At 52.4% G+C, this 24,946-nt stretch carries 26 protein-coding genes and 1 other RNA gene; 17 read left to right on the top strand and 10 right to left on the bottom strand.

Features of this window, described 5'->3' with window-relative positions; translation table 11 throughout:
* Positions 1–8 precede the first annotated feature (8 nt).
* The 3 genes from BJU60_RS01690 to BJU60_RS01700 all read right to left on the bottom strand — a co-directional run bounded on the left by BJU60_RS01690 (position 9) and on the right by BJU60_RS01700 (position 2,996).
* Complete coding sequence (locus BJU60_RS01690) at positions 9–1,364, bottom strand: sensor histidine kinase (protein ID WP_070327205.1); 1,356 nt, start codon at positions 1,362–1,364, stop codon at positions 9–11.
* Entirely contained in the window at positions 1,361–2,026 is a 666-nt protein-coding gene (locus tag BJU60_RS01695) for a response regulator transcription factor (RefSeq protein WP_070327206.1), read from the bottom strand. The genes BJU60_RS01690 and BJU60_RS01695 overlap by 4 nt, the downstream gene beginning before the upstream one ends.
* Positions 2,027–2,105: 79 nt before the next feature.
* Positions 2,106–2,996, bottom strand: a complete 891-nt coding sequence (locus tag BJU60_RS01700) for a hypothetical protein (RefSeq protein ID WP_070327207.1) — start codon at positions 2,994–2,996, stop codon at positions 2,106–2,108.
* 169 nt (positions 2,997–3,165) lie between these two features.
* Between BJU60_RS01700 and BJU60_RS01705 the strand changes: the two genes are divergently transcribed.
* The gene (locus BJU60_RS01705; RefSeq protein WP_070327208.1) at positions 3,166–3,573 is read left to right on the top strand and encodes a hypothetical protein; all 408 of its coding nucleotides are present in this window, start codon (positions 3,166–3,168) and stop codon (positions 3,571–3,573) included.
* Between the two features lie 106 nt (positions 3,574–3,679).
* Positions 3,680–5,134: a S8 family peptidase gene (locus BJU60_RS01710; protein WP_236633378.1), complete on the top strand. Its 1,455-nt coding sequence runs from the start codon at positions 3,680–3,682 to the stop codon at positions 5,132–5,134.
* Between the two features lie 55 nt (positions 5,135–5,189).
* On the opposite strand, the gene BJU60_RS01715 is transcribed toward BJU60_RS01710, so the two are convergent.
* Positions 5,190–5,594, bottom strand: coding sequence for a hypothetical protein (locus tag BJU60_RS01715; protein ID WP_070327210.1), 405 nt, complete (start codon positions 5,592–5,594; stop codon positions 5,190–5,192).
* Positions 5,595–5,714: 120 nt separating this feature from the next.
* Here BJU60_RS01715 and rnpB point away from each other — a divergent pair.
* An RNA gene (gene rnpB / locus BJU60_RS01720) (RNase P RNA component class B) lies at positions 5,715–6,082 on the top strand.
* Between the two features lie 110 nt (positions 6,083–6,192).
* Complete coding sequence (locus BJU60_RS01725; protein WP_070327211.1) at positions 6,193–7,359, top strand: THUMP domain-containing class I SAM-dependent RNA methyltransferase; 1,167 nt, start codon at positions 6,193–6,195, stop codon at positions 7,357–7,359.
* Between the two features lie 99 nt (positions 7,360–7,458).
* Here the strand turns inward: BJU60_RS01725 and BJU60_RS01730 are convergent, their stop codons facing one another.
* Positions 7,459–7,680, bottom strand: coding sequence for a hypothetical protein (locus BJU60_RS01730; RefSeq protein WP_254281616.1), 222 nt, complete (start codon positions 7,678–7,680; stop codon positions 7,459–7,461).
* A gap of 242 nt (positions 7,681–7,922) precedes the next feature.
* Positions 7,923–8,885, bottom strand: a complete 963-nt coding sequence (locus tag BJU60_RS01735) for a DNA/RNA non-specific endonuclease (protein ID WP_070327212.1) — start codon at positions 8,883–8,885, stop codon at positions 7,923–7,925.
* Positions 8,886–9,082: 197 nt separating this feature from the next.
* Here BJU60_RS01735 and BJU60_RS01740 point away from each other — a divergent pair, with 197 nt between their 5' ends.
* From BJU60_RS01740 to BJU60_RS01765, 6 genes are all read left to right on the top strand, one after another.
* On the top strand, positions 9,083–9,265 hold the full coding sequence (locus BJU60_RS01740; RefSeq protein ID WP_016509062.1) for a hypothetical protein: 183 nt from the start codon (positions 9,083–9,085) through the stop codon (positions 9,263–9,265).
* 69 nt (positions 9,266–9,334) lie between these two features.
* Positions 9,335–10,240, top strand: a complete 906-nt coding sequence (locus BJU60_RS01745; RefSeq protein WP_070327213.1) for a Gfo/Idh/MocA family protein — start codon at positions 9,335–9,337, stop codon at positions 10,238–10,240.
* Positions 10,241–10,300: 60 nt separating this feature from the next.
* On the top strand, positions 10,301–11,719 hold the full coding sequence (locus BJU60_RS01750; protein WP_254281617.1) for an alanine/glycine:cation symporter family protein: 1,419 nt from the start codon (positions 10,301–10,303) through the stop codon (positions 11,717–11,719).
* A 110-nt stretch (positions 11,720–11,829) separates the two neighbouring features.
* Complete coding sequence (locus BJU60_RS01755; RefSeq protein ID WP_070327214.1) at positions 11,830–12,651, top strand: YihY/virulence factor BrkB family protein; 822 nt, start codon at positions 11,830–11,832, stop codon at positions 12,649–12,651.
* Between the two features lie 78 nt (positions 12,652–12,729).
* Entirely contained in the window at positions 12,730–13,284 is a 555-nt protein-coding gene (locus tag BJU60_RS01760) for a hypothetical protein (RefSeq protein ID WP_070327215.1), read from the top strand.
* Positions 13,285–13,298: 14 nt separating this feature from the next.
* Positions 13,299–13,595, top strand: a complete 297-nt coding sequence (locus BJU60_RS01765; RefSeq protein ID WP_236636158.1) for a hypothetical protein — start codon at positions 13,299–13,301, stop codon at positions 13,593–13,595.
* Positions 13,596–13,654: 59 nt separating this feature from the next.
* On the opposite strand, the gene putP is transcribed toward BJU60_RS01765, so the two are convergent.
* Both putP and BJU60_RS01775 read right to left on the bottom strand, forming a co-directional pair.
* Positions 13,655–15,136, bottom strand: coding sequence for a sodium/proline symporter PutP (putP, locus tag BJU60_RS01770; protein ID WP_070327216.1), 1,482 nt, complete (start codon positions 15,134–15,136; stop codon positions 13,655–13,657).
* Positions 15,137–15,487: 351 nt separating this feature from the next.
* The gene (locus BJU60_RS01775) at positions 15,488–16,465 is read right to left on the bottom strand and encodes a D-alanyl-D-alanine carboxypeptidase family protein (protein ID WP_070327217.1); all 978 of its coding nucleotides are present in this window, start codon (positions 16,463–16,465) and stop codon (positions 15,488–15,490) included.
* Between the two features lie 202 nt (positions 16,466–16,667).
* Between BJU60_RS01775 and BJU60_RS01780 the strand changes: the two genes are divergently transcribed.
* The 5 genes from BJU60_RS01780 to BJU60_RS01800 all read left to right on the top strand — a co-directional run bounded on the left by BJU60_RS01780 (position 16,668) and on the right by BJU60_RS01800 (position 22,092).
* Positions 16,668–18,200, top strand: a complete 1,533-nt coding sequence (locus BJU60_RS01780) for an FAD-dependent oxidoreductase (RefSeq protein ID WP_070327218.1) — start codon at positions 16,668–16,670, stop codon at positions 18,198–18,200.
* Between the two features lie 66 nt (positions 18,201–18,266).
* The gene (locus tag BJU60_RS01785) at positions 18,267–19,733 is read left to right on the top strand and encodes a carboxypeptidase M32 (protein ID WP_070327219.1); all 1,467 of its coding nucleotides are present in this window, start codon (positions 18,267–18,269) and stop codon (positions 19,731–19,733) included.
* A gap of 11 nt (positions 19,734–19,744) precedes the next feature.
* Positions 19,745–20,458, top strand: coding sequence for a glycerophosphodiester phosphodiesterase (locus BJU60_RS01790; RefSeq protein ID WP_070327220.1), 714 nt, complete (start codon positions 19,745–19,747; stop codon positions 20,456–20,458).
* Positions 20,459–20,708: 250 nt separating this feature from the next.
* Positions 20,709–21,506 carry a DUF4397 domain-containing protein gene (locus BJU60_RS01795; protein WP_070327221.1) on the top strand — a complete coding sequence of 266 codons (798 nt, stop codon included), beginning with the start codon at positions 20,709–20,711 and terminating at the stop codon, positions 21,504–21,506.
* 31 nt (positions 21,507–21,537) lie between these two features.
* Positions 21,538–22,092 (top strand): class F sortase, encoded by a 555-nt coding sequence (locus tag BJU60_RS01800; RefSeq protein ID WP_254281618.1) that lies wholly within the window; start codon positions 21,538–21,540, stop codon positions 22,090–22,092.
* 483 nt (positions 22,093–22,575) lie between these two features.
* Here BJU60_RS01800 and BJU60_RS01810 read toward each other — a convergent pair whose 3' ends face one another.
* On the bottom strand, positions 22,576–23,013 hold the full coding sequence (locus BJU60_RS01810; RefSeq protein WP_070327224.1) for a MarR family winged helix-turn-helix transcriptional regulator: 438 nt from the start codon (positions 23,011–23,013) through the stop codon (positions 22,576–22,578).
* An 89-nt stretch (positions 23,014–23,102) separates the two neighbouring features.
* The gene (locus tag BJU60_RS01815; RefSeq protein ID WP_236633674.1) at positions 23,103–24,161 is read right to left on the bottom strand and encodes a GTP pyrophosphokinase; all 1,059 of its coding nucleotides are present in this window, start codon (positions 24,159–24,161) and stop codon (positions 23,103–23,105) included.
* 119 nt (positions 24,162–24,280) lie between these two features.
* On the opposite strand from BJU60_RS01815, the gene BJU60_RS01820 reads away from it, so the two are divergent.
* Complete coding sequence (locus BJU60_RS01820; RefSeq protein WP_070327225.1) at positions 24,281–24,508, top strand: hypothetical protein; 228 nt, start codon at positions 24,281–24,283, stop codon at positions 24,506–24,508.
* A 103-nt stretch (positions 24,509–24,611) separates the two neighbouring features.
* Complete coding sequence (locus BJU60_RS01825; protein ID WP_035386614.1) at positions 24,612–24,935, top strand: general stress protein; 324 nt, start codon at positions 24,612–24,614, stop codon at positions 24,933–24,935.
* The last annotated feature ends 11 nt before the right edge of the window (positions 24,936–24,946 follow it).

Raw genomic sequence — 24,946 nt, forward strand, 5'->3', positions numbered from 1 at the left:
GAACAAACCTACAAGCGAACGATAAAGACGCTGCCACGCCCGAGCTCTGAAGTGACGAGGAGCTCCCCGCCGTGCAAGCGGACGATGTCATTCGCGATCGCGAGCCCGAGTCCGGTGCCGCGACTCGTCCGGGACAGATCGGCTTTATAGAAGCGTTCGAACAAGCGAGCCTTTGTCGCATCGTCCATGCCGACACCTTCGTCTTGGATCGAGACGGTCGGACGTGTCTCCTCGTAGGCCCGGATCGTGATCATCCCGCCCTCATGTGAGGCATGAATCGCATTGGACAACAAGTTGGACCAAACTTGCGACAACAAGACGGGGTCGCCCGTGACGACGAGCGACGCATCGAGATCCGTCGTGACAGCGACTCCTTTTTGATCGAGTTCGAACGCGTGCATGCGAATCACGTCTTCGATGGAGCGGCCAATCGCGACCTCGGTCTGGAGAGACACGTTGGCCTCATCTAGACGGGCGAGCATCAACAGCTGTTTGGTCAACCCTGACAGACGTTCCGTCTCATTCCGGATGATCGTCGCATATTCTTTCGCCTCGCCTGTCGACTGATCGGCCAGAATACTCGCGTAGCCTGTGAGCGAAGTGAGCGGTGATTGGAATTCGTGCGATACGTTCGAGACGAACCGTCGCCGTTCACCTTCTGACTTTTCGAGTGAATCGACCATGAGGGCGAAACGACGTGCGAGCGTACCGATCTCATCATGACGATTGAGCGGGAGCGAGCTCGGGCGCTCTCCGGAGGCGACAGAGCTCGTCGCAGCCGTGAGGATCTTAAGCGGCCGGACGAGCAGCGTGGTCGCCAAGGCGATCAAGATGAAAGCCGAAGCGGTCAGAACGGCGAAAAATAGTCCGACGAACAGATGAAGCTCACGAATTTGGGCACCTAAGTCCGGACGTAGGAAGACGGCATCATCCCCGTCAGTCCCTGCGACGTTGAAGCCGTACGTATTGATGACCTCGTTATCGAACAGACCGAGCAAAAACAAGTGGAACGGGTAATCGCGCATCCCTTCATAGGCGATGCCCGAGCGGACCGCATCGATCGTTTCGTCATCGATCGTCTCGTCTCGGAACGTTCCACCGTAACGCATGATGCGATCGTCAGGTTTGACGACTAACAGTTGGTAGCCGCTTTGAGCGAGCAACGAATAAAATGCGGTCTCGTCCTGATCGGTATGATTGTCAAAGTAGCCGCGCGCGGAACTTGCCATCTGTTCAGTCTTCGCGCTATACGATGGCTGCCACCACGTGTAATAGGCGACGTTACTGACGAGCAGGGCGATGGCACCCGACAAGAGTAAAATCATGAACACGGTCACGACGATTCGCGAATAGAGCGATCTCATGGCTTCACCTCGAGCGTGTAGCCGATGCCCCGGACGGTTCGGATCATGACCGTCTCATCAGGTAGGCGGCTACGGAGCCGTTTGATGTGGACGTCGATCGTCCGGTCGTCACCGTCAAACTCTAACCCCCACACGTTCTCGATCAGCTCGTCGCGACTGAACACGCGTCCCGGAAAGGCCGCGAGCTGATACAACAGCTCAAATTCGCGTTTTGGCAGGTGAATCGTCTCTTGATTGAAGGTGAGGCGATATTCCCGGAGATTTAACGTGAGCGGCCCGGCCTTGATCAATGAGGCGGCGACTTTTTCATACCGTTTCGCCACGGCTTGAAGCCGGAATAATAGTTCTTCCGGAATGAACGGTTTTGTCATGTAGTCATCGGCGCCATGCTCGAACCCGCTCCGTTTGTCTTCCCATTCCCCGAGCGCCGTCAGCAAAATGACGGGGATGTCCACGAGCTCTTTCAAGCGATGACACAACTGTCGCCCGTCCATCCCGGGCAACATGATGTCGATGACGGCGGCGTCGGCCGGGTTCGATATAAACAATTGCTCAGCCGCGTGTCCGTCCATGGCGACCGACACGTGATGCCCGGCCTGCCGCAGCGTCCCTTCAATGAGGCGTAAGATGGCCGGGTCGTCTTCTACGATCAATACGTGCATATCCCTCTTCCTTTCCATATGGCGACCACGGTGAAAACAGGTGACCTCGGGTAATCCGAAGCCACCTGTCCAAATACGGTCACGTCGCTTTCGTCAATTCGGCGTGAAGTGATCGCAGCGCCCGTAAAAAGGCGTCTTTAAAGTATTTGTCTTCTTTGACTTCGAGCGTCTCGACGGCGGCCGCGTCACCGGCGCTTGCTTTGACGAGCAAGTTGACGACCGTATTCCAGCGTTTCACATGTTCAGGTCGAGGATGGTTCAACGCTTGGGTCAGTGTGAACCAATACGGCTGGTCGCGTCGTTGTAGCGTGGCGATCATTTGTTTGGCCGTCTTCGCTTCGTCTTCGGTCGGCAGGGTGGCCGTATCGAACCAGCCGAGCAGTCCCGCGCTCATCGCCTCGAACTGGACCAACATGTCGGCGTCAATCGGTTCGCGCCCGAACTCGGAAATATTGACGAAAACGAGCCGGTCTTTGCGGTCGAGATGGGTGATCCAGCCTTTGACGGATTTAAGCTTGTCTTTTTCTTTCGACTGGGCTTTAATCGTGTACCCGTTCAATTTCCCGATATAGATGCGGAATTGCCCGCGATCGAGTTGTTTGTCGACTTTGAATTCGACATCTTGTCCGATCGTGAACGGTGAGTTTTGCTTGTTTAACGTCTCACCTTTCTTCAATTCCGGACGTCTGACGATGTAACGGAGCGCTTCCTGCTCGGTCCGGTCGTCGAGCGTCCATAGGTTATGAGGCGTAACATTTTTAAAGCGATGGCGGCGTACGAAAATGTACTGGTCGAGCGCCTCGACGGCGTCCGCGGCAGGACGTTTTCCGGACAAGTAGTCGTCTGCGATGTCGCGAAGTGTCAGCGATTCGAGCCGGTCGATATGTCCGGCGTAAGGGACGCTCCCGACGACAAACAGGGCGGTCGCGATCAATTCGCTTTCACGAGGGGTCAAAGGGCGTTTGGCCATAGTGCACTTCCTCTCTTGATTCATATCCTTAGTATAACAAAAACAGATTTCATCATGTTGTGCGAATCGAGCCGTTGGAAAATTTGTACAGGTATACAGGATTTCGGCATTTTATTCCGAATAGTTGTTAACATAGACGGATCAGTGGAGATTGAGATGAGGTGAAGAGATGAAGCTGTCGATTGAGTCTGGGGATTATGTCGTATTGATCGAGATCAATAAAGAAGTGTTGAAATGTACGTCGCTTGAACAAGCCGATTATGTGGACCGGGATCGCTATGAATTGGTCGGACGGATGAGTGAACGGCTCCCGGCTGAAGTAATCGTCCCTTCGATCATCGACTATATCCGCTTTGGAAGTGGCTATATCGGTGACAATATCGTCTGGAATAAAGAGACGGAGTCATTCTTCTGTCAACAGTTTGAAACGATTGACGGTTCGCCGCTCGGTGAAGATTTAGATGGTTTTACACCGGACCCTTACCGGACGGAGTTGGCCCGGTATTATACGTACTTGACGATCGGTAAAATTATCGATTTTGAGATGGAACATCCTGATGAGCCGGACTACTGGTAAACCGTCAGAAAAATGTCACAACCTTTTTTTAAGAAAAAAGGGAAATCCGTCGTGAAATTTGAGATAATGGGTAAATCTTAGGAAGTTTGGAATGGAGCGTAAGGCGATGAAAAAAATTCTTCTACTGACGGCTTTGACGTTACTCGTGCCTTCGACTGCCGGGGCGTCTAAGCCGGTGTTGTTAGAGAAGCATGGGTACGTTGTGACAGAGCCGCGGGTCGGGAACCAATATTACATCAAGCAGACCGGTACCGATTTAGCGTGGAACACGACCCGTGGGGCGTCAGACATTGTCGTCGCCTTGATCGATTCATCTGCAGACCGGAGCCATAAAGAGCTCTATAACGTACCACGAGTCGTCAATTCGATTAAAGGGCCATACAGTGTCGACTATCACGGCACGCACACGGCCGGAATCATGTCGGGACTGCACAATAAATTTGGGATGGCCGGTCTCGCACCGAACGTCCGCTATCATTTCTATAACGTCTTCTACGGGAAGAACTCAGAGTTCACGGATTCGTGGACGGTCGCCAAAGCCGTCGACACGGCCGTTGCCAAAGGTGCGAACATCATCAATTTGTCACTCGGGGGACAGGATTACGATAAAGTGCTCGCCGACTCGATCCGCCGGGCCCGGGCGAAAGGTGTCGTCATCGTCGCCTCGTCTGGAAATGACGGCGCGAAGACATCTTTCCCCGCCAATATGAAAGAAGTCATCGCCGTCGGAGCGGTCGATGCGAATCGCCGTGTCGCCTCGTTCAGCAACATGGATAGCCAAGTGAAAATCGTCGCACCGGGCGTGAACATTTTATCGCTCGGCGTCAAGAACAGTTTTATCTACATGGATGGGACATCGATGGCGGCGCCGATGGTCTCGTCTGGGCTTGCGCTCGTCAAGTCGGTCAATCCGTATTTGACACCGGCTGAGATCGAGGGACTGCTTCAAAAAATGCCTCGCGTCAGCGGGAAGACGTACACCGAACTGAACACGAAGCGGTTGCTTGACGCGACGCCGCGTCCGGTCACGATCACGTCACCAGCGACGCTACGGAACCGTTATGTGACGGAGGCGAAGCTGGCTCTTTCGAACAAACCGAACTTGAAGACGTCTTATTACCTCTATCAGGGAACGCGCAAAGTGAAGACGTTGACCGCAAACAATCCGGCTTTTACCATGTTCGCCGGTGGGGACTGGCTCCCGAGCGGGCAGTACCGTCTAACCGCGGTCGTGACGGACGGGAAATTTAAACGTTCAGCCAGTCGTTCGTTCACGTACGTGAACCCGGTCAAACCGTCCGTGGCGATCAAAGTGGCCGATGCGCAGACGTTCGAACTGACGACGACGCGCAAAGGGACCGTCACCGTGCTCGATAAAGACAATCAAGTCGTCTATGAGGCACTGCATATACCGGGAACGTTTCCGGTCCGTAAAAGTACCGCCGAAGGCCTTACCGTCCTCTTGAAACCGACCGACATCTCCGAAAAAGTCGTCTCGACGAAGTATGCCCCGGCATTACCTGTCGTCGAAGAAACGACGGACACGACTGAAGCGATATAAAAAAACGCCCGCATCTCCGACAGACGAGTCGAGAGATGCGGGCGTTTTTAATTCGTTAATCGATTGTGATAGCTTCACCGCTCCAGCGGATATTCGCTTCTAAGACGTTGCCGTTGTCGTCGATGTGTTCAAAACTTAGCTTCCCGTCGATGATGATTTCACATAGACCGACGCGAACGGCGTCGCTCCAAACGCGTCGCGTCTGTTTCGACGCGTCGAATAAAGGAATCGATTCAGGAAAACGTTCCTGTAAATGGGCCAAGTTATGGTGATCGAAGTGATAAGCGCGTTTAGACAATTCATTCGGTCCTTTAATGTCAAACGGCTCAAATCCTCGGACGAGTCGATTTTTACGGTAGAAGGCGAATACGCCGTTGTTCGGGTGGAGCGCTTTAATGTCATCGATCTCGATCACATAGGTCAGTCGTTGGATCCAACCTTTCTTTGCATCTTGACGCATCAAAATCCCTCCTTGTTCAATGGAACACGCCTTATTTTAGCGCTGACGCCAATGAAAATCAAGTTCGGTTTCTTAGTTGTCATATTTGGCAATATCCGCTACAATGATTAAGTGACTATGAAGTCTGGACAATCGCGGGACGCAAGTCTTGAGGAAAGTCCATGCTCGCACAGCCTGTGATGGCTGTAGTGATCGTGCTACACGAAAAGATAAGTGTAGGCAACGCAAGTTGACGGCAGAAGAAGCACCTAAGTCTTCGGATACGGTGCAAGCTTCTTGAAAGTGCCACAGTGACGGAGTCTGTTCGGAAACGTTCAGAGTGGAACGAGGTAAACCCCACGAGCGAGAAACCCAAACTATGGTAGGGGAACTTCCTGACTGGAATCGAACGGGACGGAAGGCGCCAAGCGGCGCAGATAGATGATTGTCACTCCATCGTGCCAGGGAAACCGCTACGAGCACCGGAGTACAGAACATGGCTTACAGGGCAGCATAGTCTCAACTTACATTGACAAGGAGTTCAAGCAATCTTACTTGAGCTCCTTTTTACTTGACCATTTTACGCTTAACAATTACGAATTAGGAAAGTAGGGATCATATGGCAAAACGAAAACTGATCGCAACTGCAGCGATGGGCATCGAGGCGCTCGTCGCTAAAGAAGTACGTGACCTCGGTTACACGTGTGAAATCGAGAATGGACGCGTCTACATCGACGCCGAGATGGAGGATATTCCCCGTTTGAACATTTGGCTCAGAACGGCCGACCGCGTCAAACTCGTCGTCGCCGAGTTCAAGGCGACGACGTTCACGGAACTATTCGACGGTGTCGTCGACTTGCCTTGGACGGAGCTGATGCCGTGGGACGCCCGTTTCACCGTCGACGGACGTTCGGTCAAGTCGCAACTGTTCTCGATCCGCGACTGCCAAAAAATCACCGAGAAAGCGATCGTCGATGCGATGCAACGCGGCTACAACAAACCGGATGAATGGCTTCCGAAGACGGGTGCGATCTATCCAATTGAAGTCGCGCTCTTGAAAGACGTGGCGACGATCACGATCGACACGTCGGGTGACGCGCTCCATCGTCGCGGCTACCGCGAGCTCCATTCGCAGGCACCGCTCAAAGAGACGATGGCCGCAGCGATGATCAAACTGACGAACTGGAAGCCGGACATGCCGTTCTATGATGTGTTCACAGGCTCTGGTACGCTCGCGATCGAGGCCGCACTCATCGGTCGCAATATCGCACCGGGATTAAACCGTGAATTCTGTTCGCAAGATTGGCCATGTGTACCGAAGAAAGCTTGGTACGAGGCAATCAATGAAGCGAACGAAAAAGCCGAGTGGGACAAGCCGCTCAAGATTTACGGCATCGACCTCGACCCGCGCATGGTCAAACTCGCCAAAGACAACGCCGACCTCGCCGACGTCCGTGACGCGATCACGTTCGTCCACACCGATGCGGCGGCGCTCAAGCCGACCGAGGATTACGGGATCATCATCGGCAACCCGCCTTACGGTGAGCGGTTGCAGACGGAAGACGAGATCATCGAGCTGTACGAGCGGATCGGGCAGCAATATGCCAAATATCCGGGTTATAGCGTCTATATGTTGACGAGTTACGAAGACTTCGAGAAAGCCTACGGCCGCCCGGCGACAAAACGCCGCAAGCTGTATAACGGCAACATCGAGACGCAGTACTACCAGTTCTTCGGCAAGCGTCCGCCGAGACGTGCTGTCGAGCCGACTTCAGAAGGTAAGTAAGTCGTCAGTGCACGTAGATACAAAAAAAGCTTTTAGAGCGACTTCAGACCGTAGACACATGTCTATGGTCTTTTTCTGTTCAGACGACAAAAACGCTTCTTATTCTTTAGAAAACGTTAAATAGGCGCCTAGCAATGTCAGTCCGAGAAGTAAAAACAAAAACCAAGGCGACATGTTTCCACCCCATGCAAGCGATCCTTCTTGTGTTGCTACGTAAGATCCAGCCTGTAAGACAGAATCAGCTAATTCATTCAATTGAAAGATTAACATGCCAAACAAAATTGTTTGCGTAATGATCAGCAAACCCACCAAGCGTTTCATATTTGAACCTCCTAAACTATATGTATGCCGTACTGACAGCAATAACTCCTAATAAGGCGGGGTTAAAAATTTGAAAATTTGTGTTCCATCCCGATTCACCATCATTCAAGAGAAACGTGAAACATTTGACTGCATATCTTATTCAACAAAAAGAAACGCTCTTCCTTTAACTAGAAAGAGCGTCGTCACGTATACTGTGAAATCGGCGTTAAAAAAGTTGACTCACGCGGGGAGGTTACGTGTTATTCGCCGACCATTCCATCCCCGTCATTATCCCGCATATGCGGGTAGAGCCAGTGGTCGCTCGTGATCGGCATGCTGAAGCCGGCGTCTTTCGCTTCCTGGATCGTCACTTGCCCGTTCCCGTTCGTATCGACGCTTGATACGTCGCCAACCGGCTCTGCAGCGGGAGCGGGAGCAGCCTCCGGTTCTGGTTCGCTCTCGGTCAGACCGAGGCCGGCATTGACCTCGTCCGGGTTCACATTGTCAAACTTGTCGACGATGACATTGCCTTTCAACGTGTATGTGTATTGATAGCTCGACGGGATTTGCGTCTCGGTATCCGGATACGTGATGATGGCCTCGAAATCGGTCGCCCCGCCCGCACTACGGATCACACTTTCCATATAAGCCTGGTCCCCGTGCCGATTGAGCGTGCTGTCTTGCGGGGTGATATTAAAGGCGTTAGAGACGCCCCCAAGTGAATCGGCGATGACATGTCCTTCATCTAAAGATTGATGTTCAACGCCGGGGACTTTCGCCTCGTCCCAGTAGTAGCGTCCTGACGAGGTGACGTCCTCGCTCTCATCATCTTGTAGGATGATCTCGTCAGCTGTCACTTTCACGAGTTGCCCATGATCGTTCGTGAACGCCCAATACTCACGGTCTCCGAAACCGACGTCGACGACAACATTCGCCTCGCGATGTCCGGATAAATCACCACCATCGACTTCGACACGTTCATAACCAGAGAAGCGATCGCTAGTCGATTGTTGTTCCTCCGCTTCCGTCTCGACAGCGGGTTCTTCTTGTGAATCGATCACTTCGACAGATTCCTCTGTTGACTCGGGCACATCGGACGATTCTTCTTGCGAATCGGTCACTTCAGTCGTATCATCGATAGGGGAAGACACTTCTTCGGTGCTACATCCGGCCAGTAGAAACATCGCCAGCGGTAAGGCTAAATAAGTAAATCGTGCTTTCATTTAAAAACTCCTTCACTCATTTGGTACATACTTGTTCATTCTAGGAATCTTTGAATGATTATACAAGGCTTATGATTGGAAATTGTAGGATTTCTGAATATATATAACTTGAACGATTTGACTTGATCTGCTTGAAGCGTTTCAATCGTTCAGATACAGGTTATACATACGTATACATAGTGGAGAGGAGACGTCTCATGCAACTATACACGATTGAATATGCGTTTCAAGACAAGGAGCAGACGACACGAACGTGTGAAGTCGAGCTTGATCGAACGCCGGACTTGAACGATAACGAGCAACTCGCTGATCTTTATCAAATCGTATCGGATGCGATTCGTAAGCCGATCACGAGTTTTGAAATTTTAGCGGTTCATTAAATGAACCATCGACCCCGGGCCGACGCTTTGGGGTTTTGTTCAGTCAATCGAAAGAGGAGTGATGTTGAAATGAAATTAGTCGTTGTTGGTTTAGGTGATGTTGCCAAGAAAGCGTACTTACCGGTCTATGCCGGGCTAGATGGGGTAGATGTTTATCTTGTCTCGCGGGATCAGGGGAAAGCGGAACAACTCGTCCGTCAATATCGATTCAGCGGTCACTTCAGAACGCTTGAGGACGTCCCGCTCGGTGAGATGGATGCGGTGTTGATCCATTCGACGACGTCAGCGCATGCCGGACAAGCCGAGTACGCCCTTCGGCAAGGCGTCCACGTCTTCATTGATAAACCGGTCACGTTCACGCTCGAGGAGACCGAACGTCTCGTCCGACTCGCAGACGAGCACGAGGTCGAACTCGTCACCGGCTTCAACCGTCGTTTTGCGACGGCGACGGCGGCGCTCAAAGAAGTCGAGAACCCGAACCTCGTCTTGATCCAAAAGAATCGTACATATCAGCCGGCGACGCTGCGTGAGTTCATCATCGAGGACTTCGTCCACGTCGTCGACACGCTCCGTTACTTGACCGGTCTCAATCCGGTCGAGGACTTGTCTGTTCGGACGCGTTATGAAGGGGATACGCTCAAGCAGCTCCAGATCAATTTCACGGCCGGCGGCGTCGAGGCGGTCGGCATCATGAACCGGGACAACGGCTGCACCGAAGAAGTGATGGAAGTGATGTCACCGGGTCTAAAACGCGTCTCTCGAGACGTCGAGCGCGTCTACGACTTTACGCCCGACGGCATGCTCGAGCGCGCCTTGAGCCCGTGGGAGTCGAATTTGACACGGCGCGGCTTTACGACGATGATCGACGCGTTTCTCAAACTGTTGAACGGGGAGCCGAACGGTTGTGTTCGCGCCGAGGACAGCTTGACGACCCATGCCCTTTGTGAACAAATACTAGACGCGGCAACGCGGTGACGGAATCGTTTTTGGCGGGGCTAGACCGGGTAAGAACTCCATAAAAGGAGGGGATGCGCAGTGGATGTCCGCGAATTGGTCATGCAAGCGAACGACCTGTTATGGACGTACGTTCTTATTTTCGTATTGATTGCCGGTGGGATCTACTTCACGATCCGGATGGGATTCGTGCAGTTTAGAATGTTGCCGGAAATGTTCAAGTTATTGTTCATCAAAGGGCTCAAACATGAGAAAGGGCAAGTGTCTTCGTTCCAGGCGTTCGCCATCGGGACAGCGGCACGGGTCGGCACCGGAAATATCGCCGGTGTCTCGACCGCGATCGCGCTCGGGGGACCTGGGGCCGTGTTTTGGATGTGGCTCATCGCCTTGATCGGTTCGGCCTCGGCTTTTGTCGAGAGCACGCTTGCCCAAGTGTACAAAGTGCATGACGGCAAGGCGTGGCGCGGCGGACCGGCCTATTACATCGAGCGGGCGCTCGGTCAACGTTGGCTCGGGATCGTCTTTGCGATCCTCATCACGTTCGCGTTTGGCTTTGCCTTTAACTCCGTGCAAGCGAACACGATCGCGCTTTCTGTCAATAACGTCTTCGCCATCGATACGGTCTGGGTTGGTGTTATCTTGGCCGTTGCGACGGGGATCGTCATCTTCGGCGGGATCCAGTCGATCTCGACGCTGTCCGGGATCATCGTCCCGATCATGGCGGGTGGGTATATCTTGCTCGCGCTCTGGGTCGTGCTGACGAATCTCGACGTCGTTCCGGCCGTGTTCTCGGCCATCTTCTCAGAAGGTGTGCTAGGCTTCCAAGAATTGTTCGGCGGGGCCGTCGGAGCGATGGTGCTTCAAGGTATACGGCGCGGCTTGTTCTCGAACGAGGCGGGGATGGGGTCGGCGCCGAACGCCGCCGCGACCGCTGAGGTCAGCCACCCGGTGAAGCAAGGGTTGATCCAATCGCTCAGTGTCTTCGTCGATACGCTGTTCATCTGTACGGCGACCGCGATGATCGTCTTGATCTCCGGGGTTCCTGGTTCTGAAGACTTCCAAGGTATCGAGCTCGCGCAAGAGGCGCTGCTGACGGAGATCGGACCGGTCGCGACGACGCTCATGACGATCGCCATCCTGCTGTTCGCCTTCAGCTCGATTTTAGCGAACTATTACTATGGAGAGACGAACATCGAGTTCATCTCGGAACGGAAAGTGTATGTTGTCATCTATCGTATCGCCGTGCTAGGGATGATCATGTTCGGCTCGGTCCGCTCGGCCGGACTCGTCTGGTCGATTGCCGACATCTTCATGGGATTGATGGCGCTCGTCAACATGTACGCCATCTTCCGTCTCAGCAAAGTCGCCAAGCTGTTGCTCGACGATTACGTCGCCCAAAAACGGTCCGGACGGGATCCGGTGTTCTCCCGCGATGATGTCGATCTGCCGGGCAAGGAACATCTCGAGGCGTGGGAATCGAAACGAGAACACATCAGTTAAGGACGAGGCAAGAATAGGCAACGACTGTCGTATTCTTGCCTTTCAAGCAACATTATTATTATTTCAAATACCGCATTTATATTAAATAAATTAAGAAAAGAGTAGACAGCATGATACAGACGTTTAAAGTTTTATTCAAGCGCTTTTTTGCCGAACGTTTTTTCGATCAAGCCGCGATGTTGGCTTATTATTTCATCTTGTCGACGTTTCCGTTCTTATTGTTCGTCCTCGGCATTGTTGGATGGCTCCCGTTCACGAGCGGGGACGTCATCTCGGCGCTGTCTCTCGTCATGCCGGAAGCGAGCTACCGACTGCTAGAAGGGAACATCGAGGCGATATTTGATGACTCGAGGCTGCGTCTGGCGTCGCTCAGCATTTTGCCGGCGCTGTGGATTTCGTCAATGGCGGTCCAGTCGCTCGTCCGGTCATTGAATGATGCGTATCGCCTCATCCGGAACAAGTCGTTCTTAAGAGGGGCTCTCCAGGACATCGCCGTCACGCTGGCACTCATGTTCGTTCTGCCGTTCTCATTGGTCATCCCTGTGGCCGAGACCGCGTTGCGCGAACTGTCGACGCGGATCATCTTTGTCGACGACATCGTCGCGGGATATGCGCAAATATGGTTTTACTTCCGCTGGGTCGTCGGGACGCTCGTCATGTTTGGTGTCTTCCTGCTCGTCTACAAATGGCTGCCGAGTCATCGCGGGACGTTCCGTGACAGTTGGGCCGGGGCAACACTCGCTACTATCGGCATATTGACAGTTTCCAACGTCTTCAGCTACTATTCTCAATATGCCAACTACGAACAGTTTTACGGTCAGCTCGGTGCGTTTATTATTTTGTTGGTTTGGTTTTATTTGGCGGCTTCCGTCATCCTCCTTGGAGGGCTATTGAACGCGACGCTCATTGAACGAAAAGAAATTTCCGATTGACCTGCAAATGCTTGTTATCATTCAATGATTGAGGGAATGATACCGTTAAGACACATCTTTTAATCGGAGGTGGGAAACATGGATATGCAACGGCTCGTACACAATCGTCGTTTCATCGATCAAACATTGTTTTACCTCGCCTTACAATTATGGAAGTGGGTCATGTTATTACCGGTACTCTTTTATTTGGATATCTCAATGAGCACCGCTCCATTTTCGCAATACTTGATGGTCAGCCTCCTGCTGTACGTCACGTTTCGTGTCATCCAATACGTGGTCGCCAGCCGGGCTTCCTTGATGGAGCTGTTAGAATTCGGCTATGCGGTCTTGTCGCTCGTGCTCGTCCTGTTTTTACTGATCGAGCTCTCCGCTTCTCCTGGTGCCATCGCTTTGATCGTCGGAGTGTTCTTGGTCCACCCGTCGTTGGCACTGCACCACTATCGTGACTTCACGGAACGGAAGTGGTTGAACAAGCAGTTCCAGCTGTTCAGCCCGATGTTACGGGAAGGAGAGGTCCCTGTTCACGTGCTCGTCTTGACCGAAGATGAGATCGTGATCACGGCCGAGAGCGGCAAGGAGTTCACGTATCGACATATTTACTGGGGTGGCTTCTATTTCGAAAACGTCTCATGAAGGTGGTAAGGTGATTGAATAATATAATTGTTATCGTGTTTTGGGTTGTCACGTTCGTCGCTTTTTTTAAAGGGGCTTACGACATGTGGCGGGAGTATCGTGCCACGAAACAGAAATCGGTGCTCTACTTCCTGCTCGTCTTGATCCTCACTTGGTTTTGGTTCAATCCCTACGAATTGACCGCGCTTCATCCGTTCGTCTTAATGGCGTATTATTGGAACCGAAATCGATGGATGAGAAATGCCATGCTCGCACTCGTGCTCGCCACGTTCTTCCTCCAACTTTGGGTGATGGCGGGGACGATGTACTAAAGAAGTACAACCGACAAAAAACGCTCGACCCGTGAATGGGGTCGAGCGTTTTGTATGACTTAATCTTTTCTAGCGGCAGCAAGTTCTGTTTCCATTTCACTGAACTCACGGCTGATCCGTTTTTGTTCGCGTTGGCTCGTGAACGTGCTGACGAGAACGATGGCAAGCATACTCAAGAAGAAGCCTGGCACCATCTCATAGATGACGCTCGAGAGTCCCGTGATGATCCAAAGGATGACCGTGATGGCACCGACGAGAATACCGGCGAGTGCACCTTGGCGCGTCATCTTCGTCCAATAGAGCGACAAGAGGATCGTTGGACCGAAGGCCGAGCCGAATCCGGCCCAAGCATAGCCGACGAGCGTCAAGATCGTGTTCGATGGGTTGAGCGAAATGAGTGTCGCCACGACACCGACCGTCAATACGCCGATTCGACCGGCGAGTACCATCGTTTTATCGCTTGCATCTTTGTTGAAGAACTTACGATAGAAGTCTTCAGTCAACGCCGACGACGTGACGAGCAATTGCGACGATACAGTCGACATGACGGCTGCGAGGATCGCTGCGAGCAAGAATCCGGTGATGAACGGGTGGAACAAGACGTCAGAGAAACGGATGAACACCGTCTCCGGGTCTGCTAGCGGATTGCCTTGACCACGGAAGTAGGCGATACCGACGAGGCCGGTCATGACCGCACCGATGATCGAGACGGTCATCCAGCCCATACCGATCCGGCGTGCCGCCTTCAATGATTTCACATCTCTGATCGCCATAAAGCGAACGATGATGTGCGGTTGGCCAAAGTAACCGAGTCCCCAAGCGAGGAGACCGATGATCCCTAGCGTTGTCGTCCCTTTAAACAAGTCGAAAAGATCGGTGTTGATCGCTGTCGCCGTGTTGACGGCGTTCGTCATCCCACCGACGTCTGTCAAAGCGACGACCGGTACGAGTACGAGTGCGATGAACATGATAATTCCTTGTGCAAAGTCTGTCCAACTAACAGCAGTGAACCCACCGAAGAGCGTGTAAAGAATGACGACGCTGATCGTGGCGATGACACCGGTCTGATAGTTAATCCCGAACGAGCTTTCGAACAACTTCCCGCCAGACACAAGTCCAGCTGACGTATAGAACGTGAAGAAGATGATGATAACGGAAGCTGATAGGATCCGTAGCCAGTTCGAGTGATCTCGGAACCGATTCTCTAAAAAGTCAGGAATCGTGATCGAGTCATTTGCCATCTCCGTGAAGACACGTAGACGGGGAGCGACTAACAAGTAGTTCAAGTAAGCTCCGATGACCAATCCAACGGCTAACCAAATCGCTGATAATCCTGTGGCATACATTGCCCCCGGAAGACCCATTAACATCCAACCACTCATATCCGAAGCTCCGGCTGACATGGCGGTAACACCCGGCCCCATTTTGCGGCCGCCTAACATATAATCTGATGAGTCGGTCGTTCGCTTATAAGCGACGTAACCGATAGTTAGCATCATCACGAGGTAAAGCGCGATGGATACCCATTCTTGCCATAACATTTGATTACCTCCTGTACGCTTTCAATGTTGTTCAACAGTTTTGGTTTGGAATGTGGGAAGTCTCCCATAAAGATGACGAACCCAACTGATATTCCGAACTTGTCACTAACCTTAACGGACCTTCAGAGTGATTGCAAACTGTCATCTTTTCATAAAAACGGCTCTAAAGCCTATTATACCAACGGATAAGCAAGCTATTTTTCATTCGAAAAGTTTAAATATTCTTACAATTAGAAATATTGAGGCAATGCCTCTGTAATCTCCCTGTAACATAAGCGGCTGTTTTGAAGACGAACACGCCACGAAAAAAGACCTGAACCGATCGGTTCAGGTCTTCGTCATATGTAACGTTCATTCAGCCTGACGTCCAAATGCGAGTTGTTCGACGAGCCGCATCGTCGGGAACGTCTGTCCGGAACGCGCCTGCATCGTCACGAGCGCGTACTGCTTGCCTTGATGCTCCATCAAGAACACCATCGTGTAGCCCGATTCGTCGGTATAGCCGGTCTTCGTCGCTCTGACGAGGTCCGAGTAGTGGATGCTGCGGCTGTTGATCGCCGACCCGAGGTGATACCACCACCGTCGCTTCATCAATCCATCTTTGTCTTCGAACTTCGCCTCGTACTCATACGTTCCGGCGATTTCGACGAGTTCGGGATACGTCCCGAACGCGTAAGTGATTTTAGCCATGTCGCGTGCCGTCGTATAGTGGTCCGGGTCCGAATAGCCGTGGGCATTTTTGAAGTTTGTTCCAGTCAAGCCTAGGACGCGAGCCCGTTCATTCATCAGTTCAACGAATTCCGCCGTCGAGCCGCTCACATACTCAGCCAAGCTATTAGCGGCATCGTTGCCCGATTCGAGCAGTGTCGCGTAGAGCGCTTGCCGGACGGTCAGGCGGTCGCCGACGGCGAGATGGACGATGTGACTGTCCCAGGGGATATCGAGCGTCGTCGCGTGCACTTCGACGACGGGGCGGTCCAGTTCACCGGAGACCGCCGCTTTCTCATAGGCGAGCAATGCCGTCATCAGCTTGGTCGTACTGGCCGGGTATACACGCTCCTCCCCGTGTTTGTCCAACAAGACGACACCGTCCGTCAAATCAACGAACGTCATCGCCCCGACAAGAACCTGTTCCGGGTCGGCGGTCAAAATGGAATCTTCTACCCATTCTTGGATCGGGATATCCGGGAAAGACGGTCCTTGTTTGACCGGTTCGGCCACCGGCGCCTTCGGATCAGGTTTCACCGGTGTTTCTTGCTTGAAGCCGATGAGTGCCGGAATGATCGCGATCATTCCGACGAGCATCAAGCCGACGGTCAAGCGTCTCATTATATAGGTGTGTCTACGATGTCTACGGGTACGTTTCACTTTGCAATCGCTCCTTCATAGTTTACTTTTCTACCATAATGGATGTCGGGCAATGAAATCGTCTTCAAAATCGAGAAACAGGTCAATATTTATCGAGTGATGAAACAGAAGGGAATGGGTATACACATAAGCAGACACATTCATTCCTAAAGGAGGTATCATCATGCATCGCTATCCATTCACGAATTCATTGTGGCGACAACACGATCGCACCCTACAGTATCCACGACTCGAGAGTTCCGTTTCTTGTGACATCGTCGTCATCGGGGCGGGAATCGCCGGACTCGTCACCGCCTATGAGCTTCAAAACCGGGGCAAGCAGGTCGTCCTGCTCGAAGCGATGGAAGTCGGCCGCGGCACGACCGGGCACACGACGGCCAAATGTTCCGTCCAGCATGGCGCCATCTATTCGAAATTGATGCAGACGTTCAATGAAGAGACGGCACGTATTTACTATGAGTTCAACGATGAGGCGCTCGACTATTTGAGACGTCAAGTCGAAACCGGATTTGACATCGATTACGAAGTGAAAGATTCATATCTTTATACGATCGACAGCTCGAGTCAGCTCGGCTCCGAGATCGAGGCGTATCAAAAAATCGGGTTGAATGGTGGGGATGCGACGAACGAGGTCAACGCAGTCTTTCCATTTCCGGTACAACAAGCAGCCGTCATCCGCGACCAAGCCCAGATTCATCCGGTGAAATATTTGAATGAACTGGCGCGTCGCTTTGTCGAAGCGGGCGGGAAGCTTTATGAGAAAACACGGGCGACGGAGATCAGCCAAAGTCCGCGTCCGATCGTCACGACATCGACCGGGCGCCGTGTCCAAGCCGATCAAGTCGTGGTCGCGACGCATTATCCGTTCAACGACATCCGTGGACTATACTTCTCGAAATTTGAGGTCGAACGGTCCTACATCGTCGCTTGCGAGACGAACGGTCCCGTGCCGGACGGCATGTATTTGAGCGTCGATTCGCCGAGTCGCTCGTTCCGGACGTTCGATGACGGCGATCGCTCGTACGTCCTCGTCGGAGGGGAGGGGCATCTGAGCGGTCACGTGACGGAGACGCGGACACGCTACGACCGGTTGGAGCAGTTCGCGAATGAGGCGTTCCGCGCTAAAAAATCAAGTTTCCGTTGGTCGTCCCAAGACTTGATCACGTTGGACCATCTTCCTTACGTCGGTCAAATGTTCAGTCGTGAACCGGACATCTTCGTCGCTACCGGATTCGCCAAATGGGGGATGACGAACGGGATCGCATCCGGACTGTTGCTCGCCGACCTACTGACCGGTCACGAGAACCGGTTTACCGAACTGTTGGATCCGCTCCGTTCGAAGTTCAAACCGGCGGATGTCGGTCAGTTCTTGAAGACGAATATGGACACGGCTGCCCAATTCGTCAAAGGAACGCTCGAGAAGCCGGGCTCGCTCGACGACCTCCAACTCGACGAAGGTGGGGTCGTTCACGTCGATGGCAAGAAAGTCGGCGCTTATCGGGATCTCGATAACAACTGTCATCTCGTATCGACCCGTTGCACGCACATGGGTTGCGGCGTCAATTGGAACAACGCGGAGCGGTCTTGGGACTGTCCATGTCATGGATCGCGCTTTGACACGCAAGGAAACGTCCTTGAAGGTCCGGCGACGAAGCCGCTCCACTATGAGCGAAAAGTGGATGTGTCGAAAGAATAGGCATTTTTCGTCACATCGATTAAAGTAGAGAGGTAAGGAAACAACTGTCATAGGGGTGGGAATCAGATGGAAATTACAAAGCAATGGCGTGAACATTTCAAACAGTTACGTGCGTTCGATGAGGCGATCTCGCTACTATATTGGGACATGCGGACACAGATGCCGGAACAGTCGGCCCCGCTTCGTGCCGAGACGATCGGTTACTTGTCGACAGAGGCGTTCAAACGTCAGACGAGCGATTCGTTCGCGGAACTACTCGCCGAGATGACGGCGACCGAAGAGTTGACACCGACCGAGGTCCGCTCGGTCGACGTGGCGAAGACGCAATATGAACGGAACGCCAAGATCCCTCCGGCGGAGTATCAGGCCTACGTGACACTTGTCTCTGAAGCCGAGACGGCATGGGAAAAGGCGAAAGACAAGAACGATTGGGGCACATTCGCCCCGTATTTAGAAAAAATCGTCGCGTTCCAGCGTAAGTTCGCGGATTATTTCGGATATGAGACGCACCCGTACGATGCGTTGCTCTATGATTACGAACCGGGTATGACCGTCGAACAACTCGACGAATTGTTCCAGACGCTACGGGACGAGCTCGTCCCGTTGATCCGTCAGTTGAAGTCGAGCAAGCATGAACTCGACTGGTCGATGGAGGCGGCGGTGCAAGAACAGATCTGTCACGATTGGATGCGGGTCGTCGATTATGACTTGTCCCGCGGTCGTCTCGACGCGACCGTGCATCCGTTCGAGATCACGATCAACCGCCGCGACGTGCGGATCACGACGAAGTATGATGAGTCGGACTTCCGCAACGCCCTGTTCGGGACGATGCACGAGGCGGGCCATGCGACGTACGAGCAACAGATCGACGAGGCGCTCGACGAGGTCGGACTTGGGGGAGGCGCATCGATGGGTATCCACGAGTCACAGTCGCTCTTCTTTGAAAACTTCGTCGGGCGCAGCGAAGCATTTTTACGCAGCGTCTATCCACGGCTACAAGAACGGCATCCGGCGTTTCAAGATATCGACTTCGATACGTTCTACGCAGGCGTGAACGAGGCGAAACCATCGCTCATCCGGATCGAGGCGGATGAACTGACGTATAGCCTCCATATCATCATCCGCTACGAGCTTGAGAAGGCACTCATCCAAGGTGATTTGACCGTCGCCGAGCTGCCGAACGCTTGGAACGAGAAATATCGAGAGTACTTAGGCGTCGAGGTGCCGAATGATGCGAAAGGCGTATTGCAAGACGTCCATTGGGCCGGCGGTTCATTCGGCTACTTCCCAAGCTATGCGCTCGGATTGATCTATGCGGCGCAGTTGACCGAGACGCTCAAATCGGAACGGTCCGACTTTGAGACGTTAGTGCATGAAGGCGAGTTCGGTCCGATCAAACAGTGGCTCGAGACGAACGTCCATCGCCACGGCAAGTCGCTCACCCCGAACGAGCTGATCAAGCAAGTGACCGGAGGCGATATCTCGGTCCGTCCGCTCGTCCGCTATTTGACGAAAAAATACGTCACCGAGTAAGGAGTCTTCCGATGAAGCTATTCGCGCACCGCGGGGTGATGAACCAGTTCCCGGAGAACACGATGGCGGCGTTTCGCGCAGCGCTCGCCGCCCATGCCGACGGGATTGAAACGGACGTCCATTTGACGAAAGACGGTCGCCTCGTCTTGATTCACGATGAGACGATCGACCGGACGACAGACGGGTCGGGCCGTATTGCCGAGATGACGTTGTCCGAGCTCGGACGATACAACGCCGGTGTCTTATTCGACCTCGAGGAGCGCATCCCGTCACTAGACGACCTGTTAAACTTAGTAAAAGGAACGGGCGTCTATCTCAACCTTGAAGTGAAAACGGACATCGACCGGTACGAGGGGATCGAAGACCGGCTCGTCGAGACGCTGCGAGCCCATCAGTTCCCGGCCGACCGCGTCCTGTTCTCTTCCTTCAATCATGAGACGCTCTACCGATTGAAGCGGTTAGCACCCGAGTACGAGTCTGCCGCGCTCATCGCCCAACCGCTGTTCGACTTGGCCGGTTACTTGAACGAGCTCGGGGCGACAGGCGTGCATCCAAGTGTCCGAACGATGACCGATGACGAGATCAAGCTCATTCAACAGAACGGTGTCAAGGTCCGTCCGTACACGATCAAGACGTTCGAACAGCTGAAACGGTTCGAACGGCTCGGTGTCGATGCGGTCTTCGTCAACGATATCGAATGGGCCCGAGCACATTTAACCCCGTAACATGTCGTTACGGGGTTTTTAAATTTATGGAAACGGGAAGGAAGACTATGTAAAGAAAACGGCAACAACCAAATGTGCCGACTGGCATATTCGAAGCACACCGTCATCTTTACGCCATCGTCCTGTTGTCTTAAGTTTAAGATGTCACCAGCTACATAGCAATCAGATGTAGCACACTATGCAGCATCGCATCAAACTTGTCGTATGCAGTCGATCGGTCAACCCAAGGAAAAAAAGGAGGAAATTTCACATGAAGAAATTGATGTCTTTACTTGGTACACTTGCTCTAGCGTTCGCGTTCATCCTGCCAGTCAGTGCAGATGGACACGAGAACGCGATGGTCCGTGTGCTCCACGCTTCGCCTGACGCCCCTGCGGTGGACGTCTATGTCAACGGTGAAGTCGCAGTCGAAGGCGCGGAGTTCAAAGCGCTTACGGATTACTTGACACTACCGGCTGGTGACTACAACGTCGAAATCAAACCAGCAGGCGACACTGAGACAGTCGTCGTCGCAGCCGATCTTTCAATCGAAGCTGGTAAATTCTACACAGCGGCAGCGATCGGTCAACTTGCAAACATCGAAATCGCAGCGATGGAAGATGATGCCAACTTTGAAGATGGCAAATCGAAAGTCCGCGTCGCTCACTTCGCACCTGACGCACCTGCAGTCGATGTAGCTCCAAAAGGTGGAGACCCACTCTTCTCAAACCTCGAGTTCAAAGCAGTCAGTGACTACGGTACACTCGATGCTGGAACGTACGATCTTGAAGTTCGCCCAGCTGGCGCGACTGACGTCGTAAAAGCGCTTGACGGCGTCGCCCTCGAAGGCGGTAAAAACTATACGGCATTCGCAATCGGCCTTCTTGAAGGGGAACCGGCTTTCGAAGTACTCCTCGCAGCTGATGGTGGAGAAATGGCCGAAGCTCCTGAGACAGGTCAAGGCGGTCTCGCTCAGACAGCTTCAATGAACTGGTTGCTAGCAGCAGCAGTACTTGGCGCAGCAGCAGCTGGCTTCTACGTCTTTCGTCGTCAGAAACAAGACGCTTAAGCTACTTTTGATCGGAACGTTCTCGTTCCTCATGGTAGCACCAGTAGCGGATGCCCCGGATATGGATGCGAAACTTTCAACTGTCGGATTCGCAGAACCGCTCGTGTTGGCCGCTACTGAAATCGATCGTCAGTCCTTTCACACCGAGACGTTCGTTCCGGAACGACTGAAGATTCCGTCTATTGAAGTCGATACTGTCATCCAACCGGTCGGTAAAGACCGATACGACCGGATGGACACACCGGCTGAAGCAGACGAAGTCGGCTGGTATCGTTACGGGGCGAAAGCAGGAGCGAAAGGCAACGTCGTCTTATCCGGACATTTAGACGATTTACAAGGCCCGGCCATTTTCGCTAATCTTGATCAGATACGACTTGGAGAGCAGGTGACGCTCCAACGTAACAAGCAAGTGATCGAATATGAGGTCGTGTCAGTCGAACGGTACCGGGTCGAAGATGTTCCGCTCGCCTCGATTTTCGCGGCGACACAATCGGTTCGTCTTCAACTCATCACGTGTGCGGGTCCTTATGACCCAGAACATGGGTATCGAGACCGGATCGTCGTCACGGCGATTGTTAAGCAATAGCACAATTTTTCAACTCGGGATGAAAATCATCCCGAGTTTTTTGATATATTATAAACTGTCGGAAAATTGATTGAATAAATTGACGGGGGATTTAACAGAGCGTGCTAAAAAGAAAACACATCGCAAATGTAGGACTGTTCATTATTTTTTGGTTAATCAGTTATGAGAGAGTTGGGACTGGCAGCGGCAGTTTCCTACTTGCGATCGGCATATATTTGACTTGGCAGTTCGTGCTAGGTCGTGACTCAGTGAAAGAGAAACGGGAACTGAGTAAAAAAATGAGAGAAATGCGTCTCCATAATGAGCAAGACTTGTTTTTTGAAGAGCACCGAAGATGGAATGAAAAGATGAGGGCGCGTGAACAGGCAGCCGATCAGACGCGGCTAGGTGAATGAATCTGATATCTAAAACAAGCAACAGGTCCCGATGATTCGGGACCTGTTGCTTGTTTTAAGTCGTATTCACTATAAAGTCTGGTTCGCCTTAGGCGTCCATGCGGTCGAGCAACTTCGAGAGAAGGACCAATTCTTCGTCTGAAAAATCGCCGAACACGTCCATCAAGTACTCGATTTTCATGTGTTCGAGCGTTTCGAACAAGACACGGCCTTCCTCTGTCGCTTGAAGTTCGACGACACGACGGTCGCGCTCGCTGCGTTCGCGCGAGATCAAGCCTTTTTTCGTCAACTCATCAGCAAGGGCCGTGATCATCGAGGCCGAGAATTGAAACTCGTTCGACAAAGCCGAGGCGATTTGTGGACTATTTTGACAGAGCGATCGGAGGATGAAGAATTCGTTACGCGTCAAGTATTGCGAAAACATCGAGCGGAGGTTCTTTTTCACTCCGCGGTAGTTCATGCGAATCCCACGCTCGGCGTCTGCGACGAGCTGGCGACGGGATGCCGTGTGTACAGGTGTTGTCATCCTCGAAAGTCCCTTCTATAAAAAATCATTATTTGCATATATTTCAGTACATAAAAACATTCTACAACAAAAACATGAAGTCTGTAAAGTTATGATGGCTCTTCGTGGATACGCAATTCTTGAATGATTTCGTCGTAATGCTTCAAGTCCGGATAAAACCGACGGAAGAAGAATTCGATCTGTTGATCATCGCCTTCCGCGAGCAGTTTGGCGAGGACGGCATAGACGACACCCATCCCTTGACGCGGCAGCAACGAGGACGGCAGTAGCGTCGCACATTGAACGGCTCGATTGAAGTAACGATCGAGCGTATCCCTCAAATCTTGGAACGTTCGGATCTCGGCATAATGGAACATGCGCGTCAGCTCGACGATGGTCGACAAGTCGGTCTCGAGCAGCCAGTCGCTTTGGAAGATGGCGTTATCAAGCTTCTCGACGGTGACGTCGTTGGCGATATAGTAGTTCAAGTTATCGCGGGTGATCGTGACTTTCTCCGGTGACTCGACGATCCGTTCGACCGTCTCTTGTTCGAACGTGCGCAACTGTTTGCGAATATTGACGAATTCCGAGTCCGCGATCTCGAGCAGTCCGGCGACACGGCTGAAGCTGCGCTTGATCTCCGGTGGGACCGCGTTCGGATTCTTATAACCTAAATCGTGCTCGATCTCGGCCCAGGCGTGCTGGAGGATCGAGCGGACTTGGATCTCGGCCTCTTTCTCCTCAAAACGGCGATATTCACCGAGGGCGAGCCGTTTATCGCTCAATCCGACGACGTAATGGACGGACAGGTATCCGAACTCGTTCGGGTCGAGCAACGTCGACTTGTCGATCGACTGCTCGCGGTCGATTCGAAATTCTTCTTCAAGAATATGGGCGACGGCGCGGACGTCATCATGAAAATAAGTGACGATCCGGATCCCGGCCAAATCTTGGACGTCACGCAGCGACCGATACTGGTACGGCTTGCGGGACAGTTTCGCATATAGGCTCTCGGCTTCTTTCGCTCGGGCGACGATCGAGTGGAACTGGATCCCGGCATCGTCCAACAGTTCGCTCAGCAGCGACTTCAGCTTGGCGGCGAACGCCTCATAGTCCTCTTTCTCATTCATATAGTCGAGCATGATTGTGTTCATATCCTGTCTCGGCATCTCAATCACTCCTTGTCTCATTGTTCTTATTATATCATCAATGAAAACTTGATAGCACGGCGGTACTTCCCGGTTGATATGATACAATACGTCAGAGAAAAAGGGGAAGGGAGAATGTTATGAAAGTGTCGCATACGTTCAAATCGCCTGAGCGCGAGAAACTTGAAATCGTTTCGGGCCTGTTGCAACAGGCCGGTTACAAAGTCTCGAAGCCCAGCTCGCAACCCGAACTGTTCCGGATAAAAGTCGGACGGGAAGGGGTGGAGACCGAAGCCGAGGAGCGGCAGCGCATCCAAGGGCTCGTCGACCACTTCGAGATCGAGTATTGGTCTTACACGATACATTGACCTCTTGTTAATAAAACGATTCGTCCAATCGGGTTTTATGACTCACTTTTCGGGAATAGTATATTATTCGATTTTAGAAAGCGAACGTTTAGGAGGATGAAAGATGTTAGAAACGAGAATTGTGCCAGATATGACTTCGGTCGACCATGAAGTGAACGGAATGGTGTCGGGCGGATGCGTCAATGAGAGCATTTACTTATTTGCCAAAGATGAAGAATTGACGATTCGACTCGCTGCCGAAGCGGGTGTGCAGCCTTACCGCATCACCGAGAAAGGCATGTGGGAATCACTCGTGTCAAAATTCACGAAAAACTCGGATGACCGTCTTGACCAGCTCGAGAGCCTCGGGCTGACGAAGCAGATGGTCGAATCACTTGAAAGTGAGATTCAGGACGGTAAAATCGTTCTCGTTTGCGACAAAAGTTGAATGACCATTTT

This window comes from Exiguobacterium aurantiacum (assembly GCF_001766415.1).
Classification (GTDB): Bacteria; Bacillota; Bacilli; order Exiguobacteriales; family Exiguobacteriaceae; genus Exiguobacterium; species Exiguobacterium aurantiacum_A.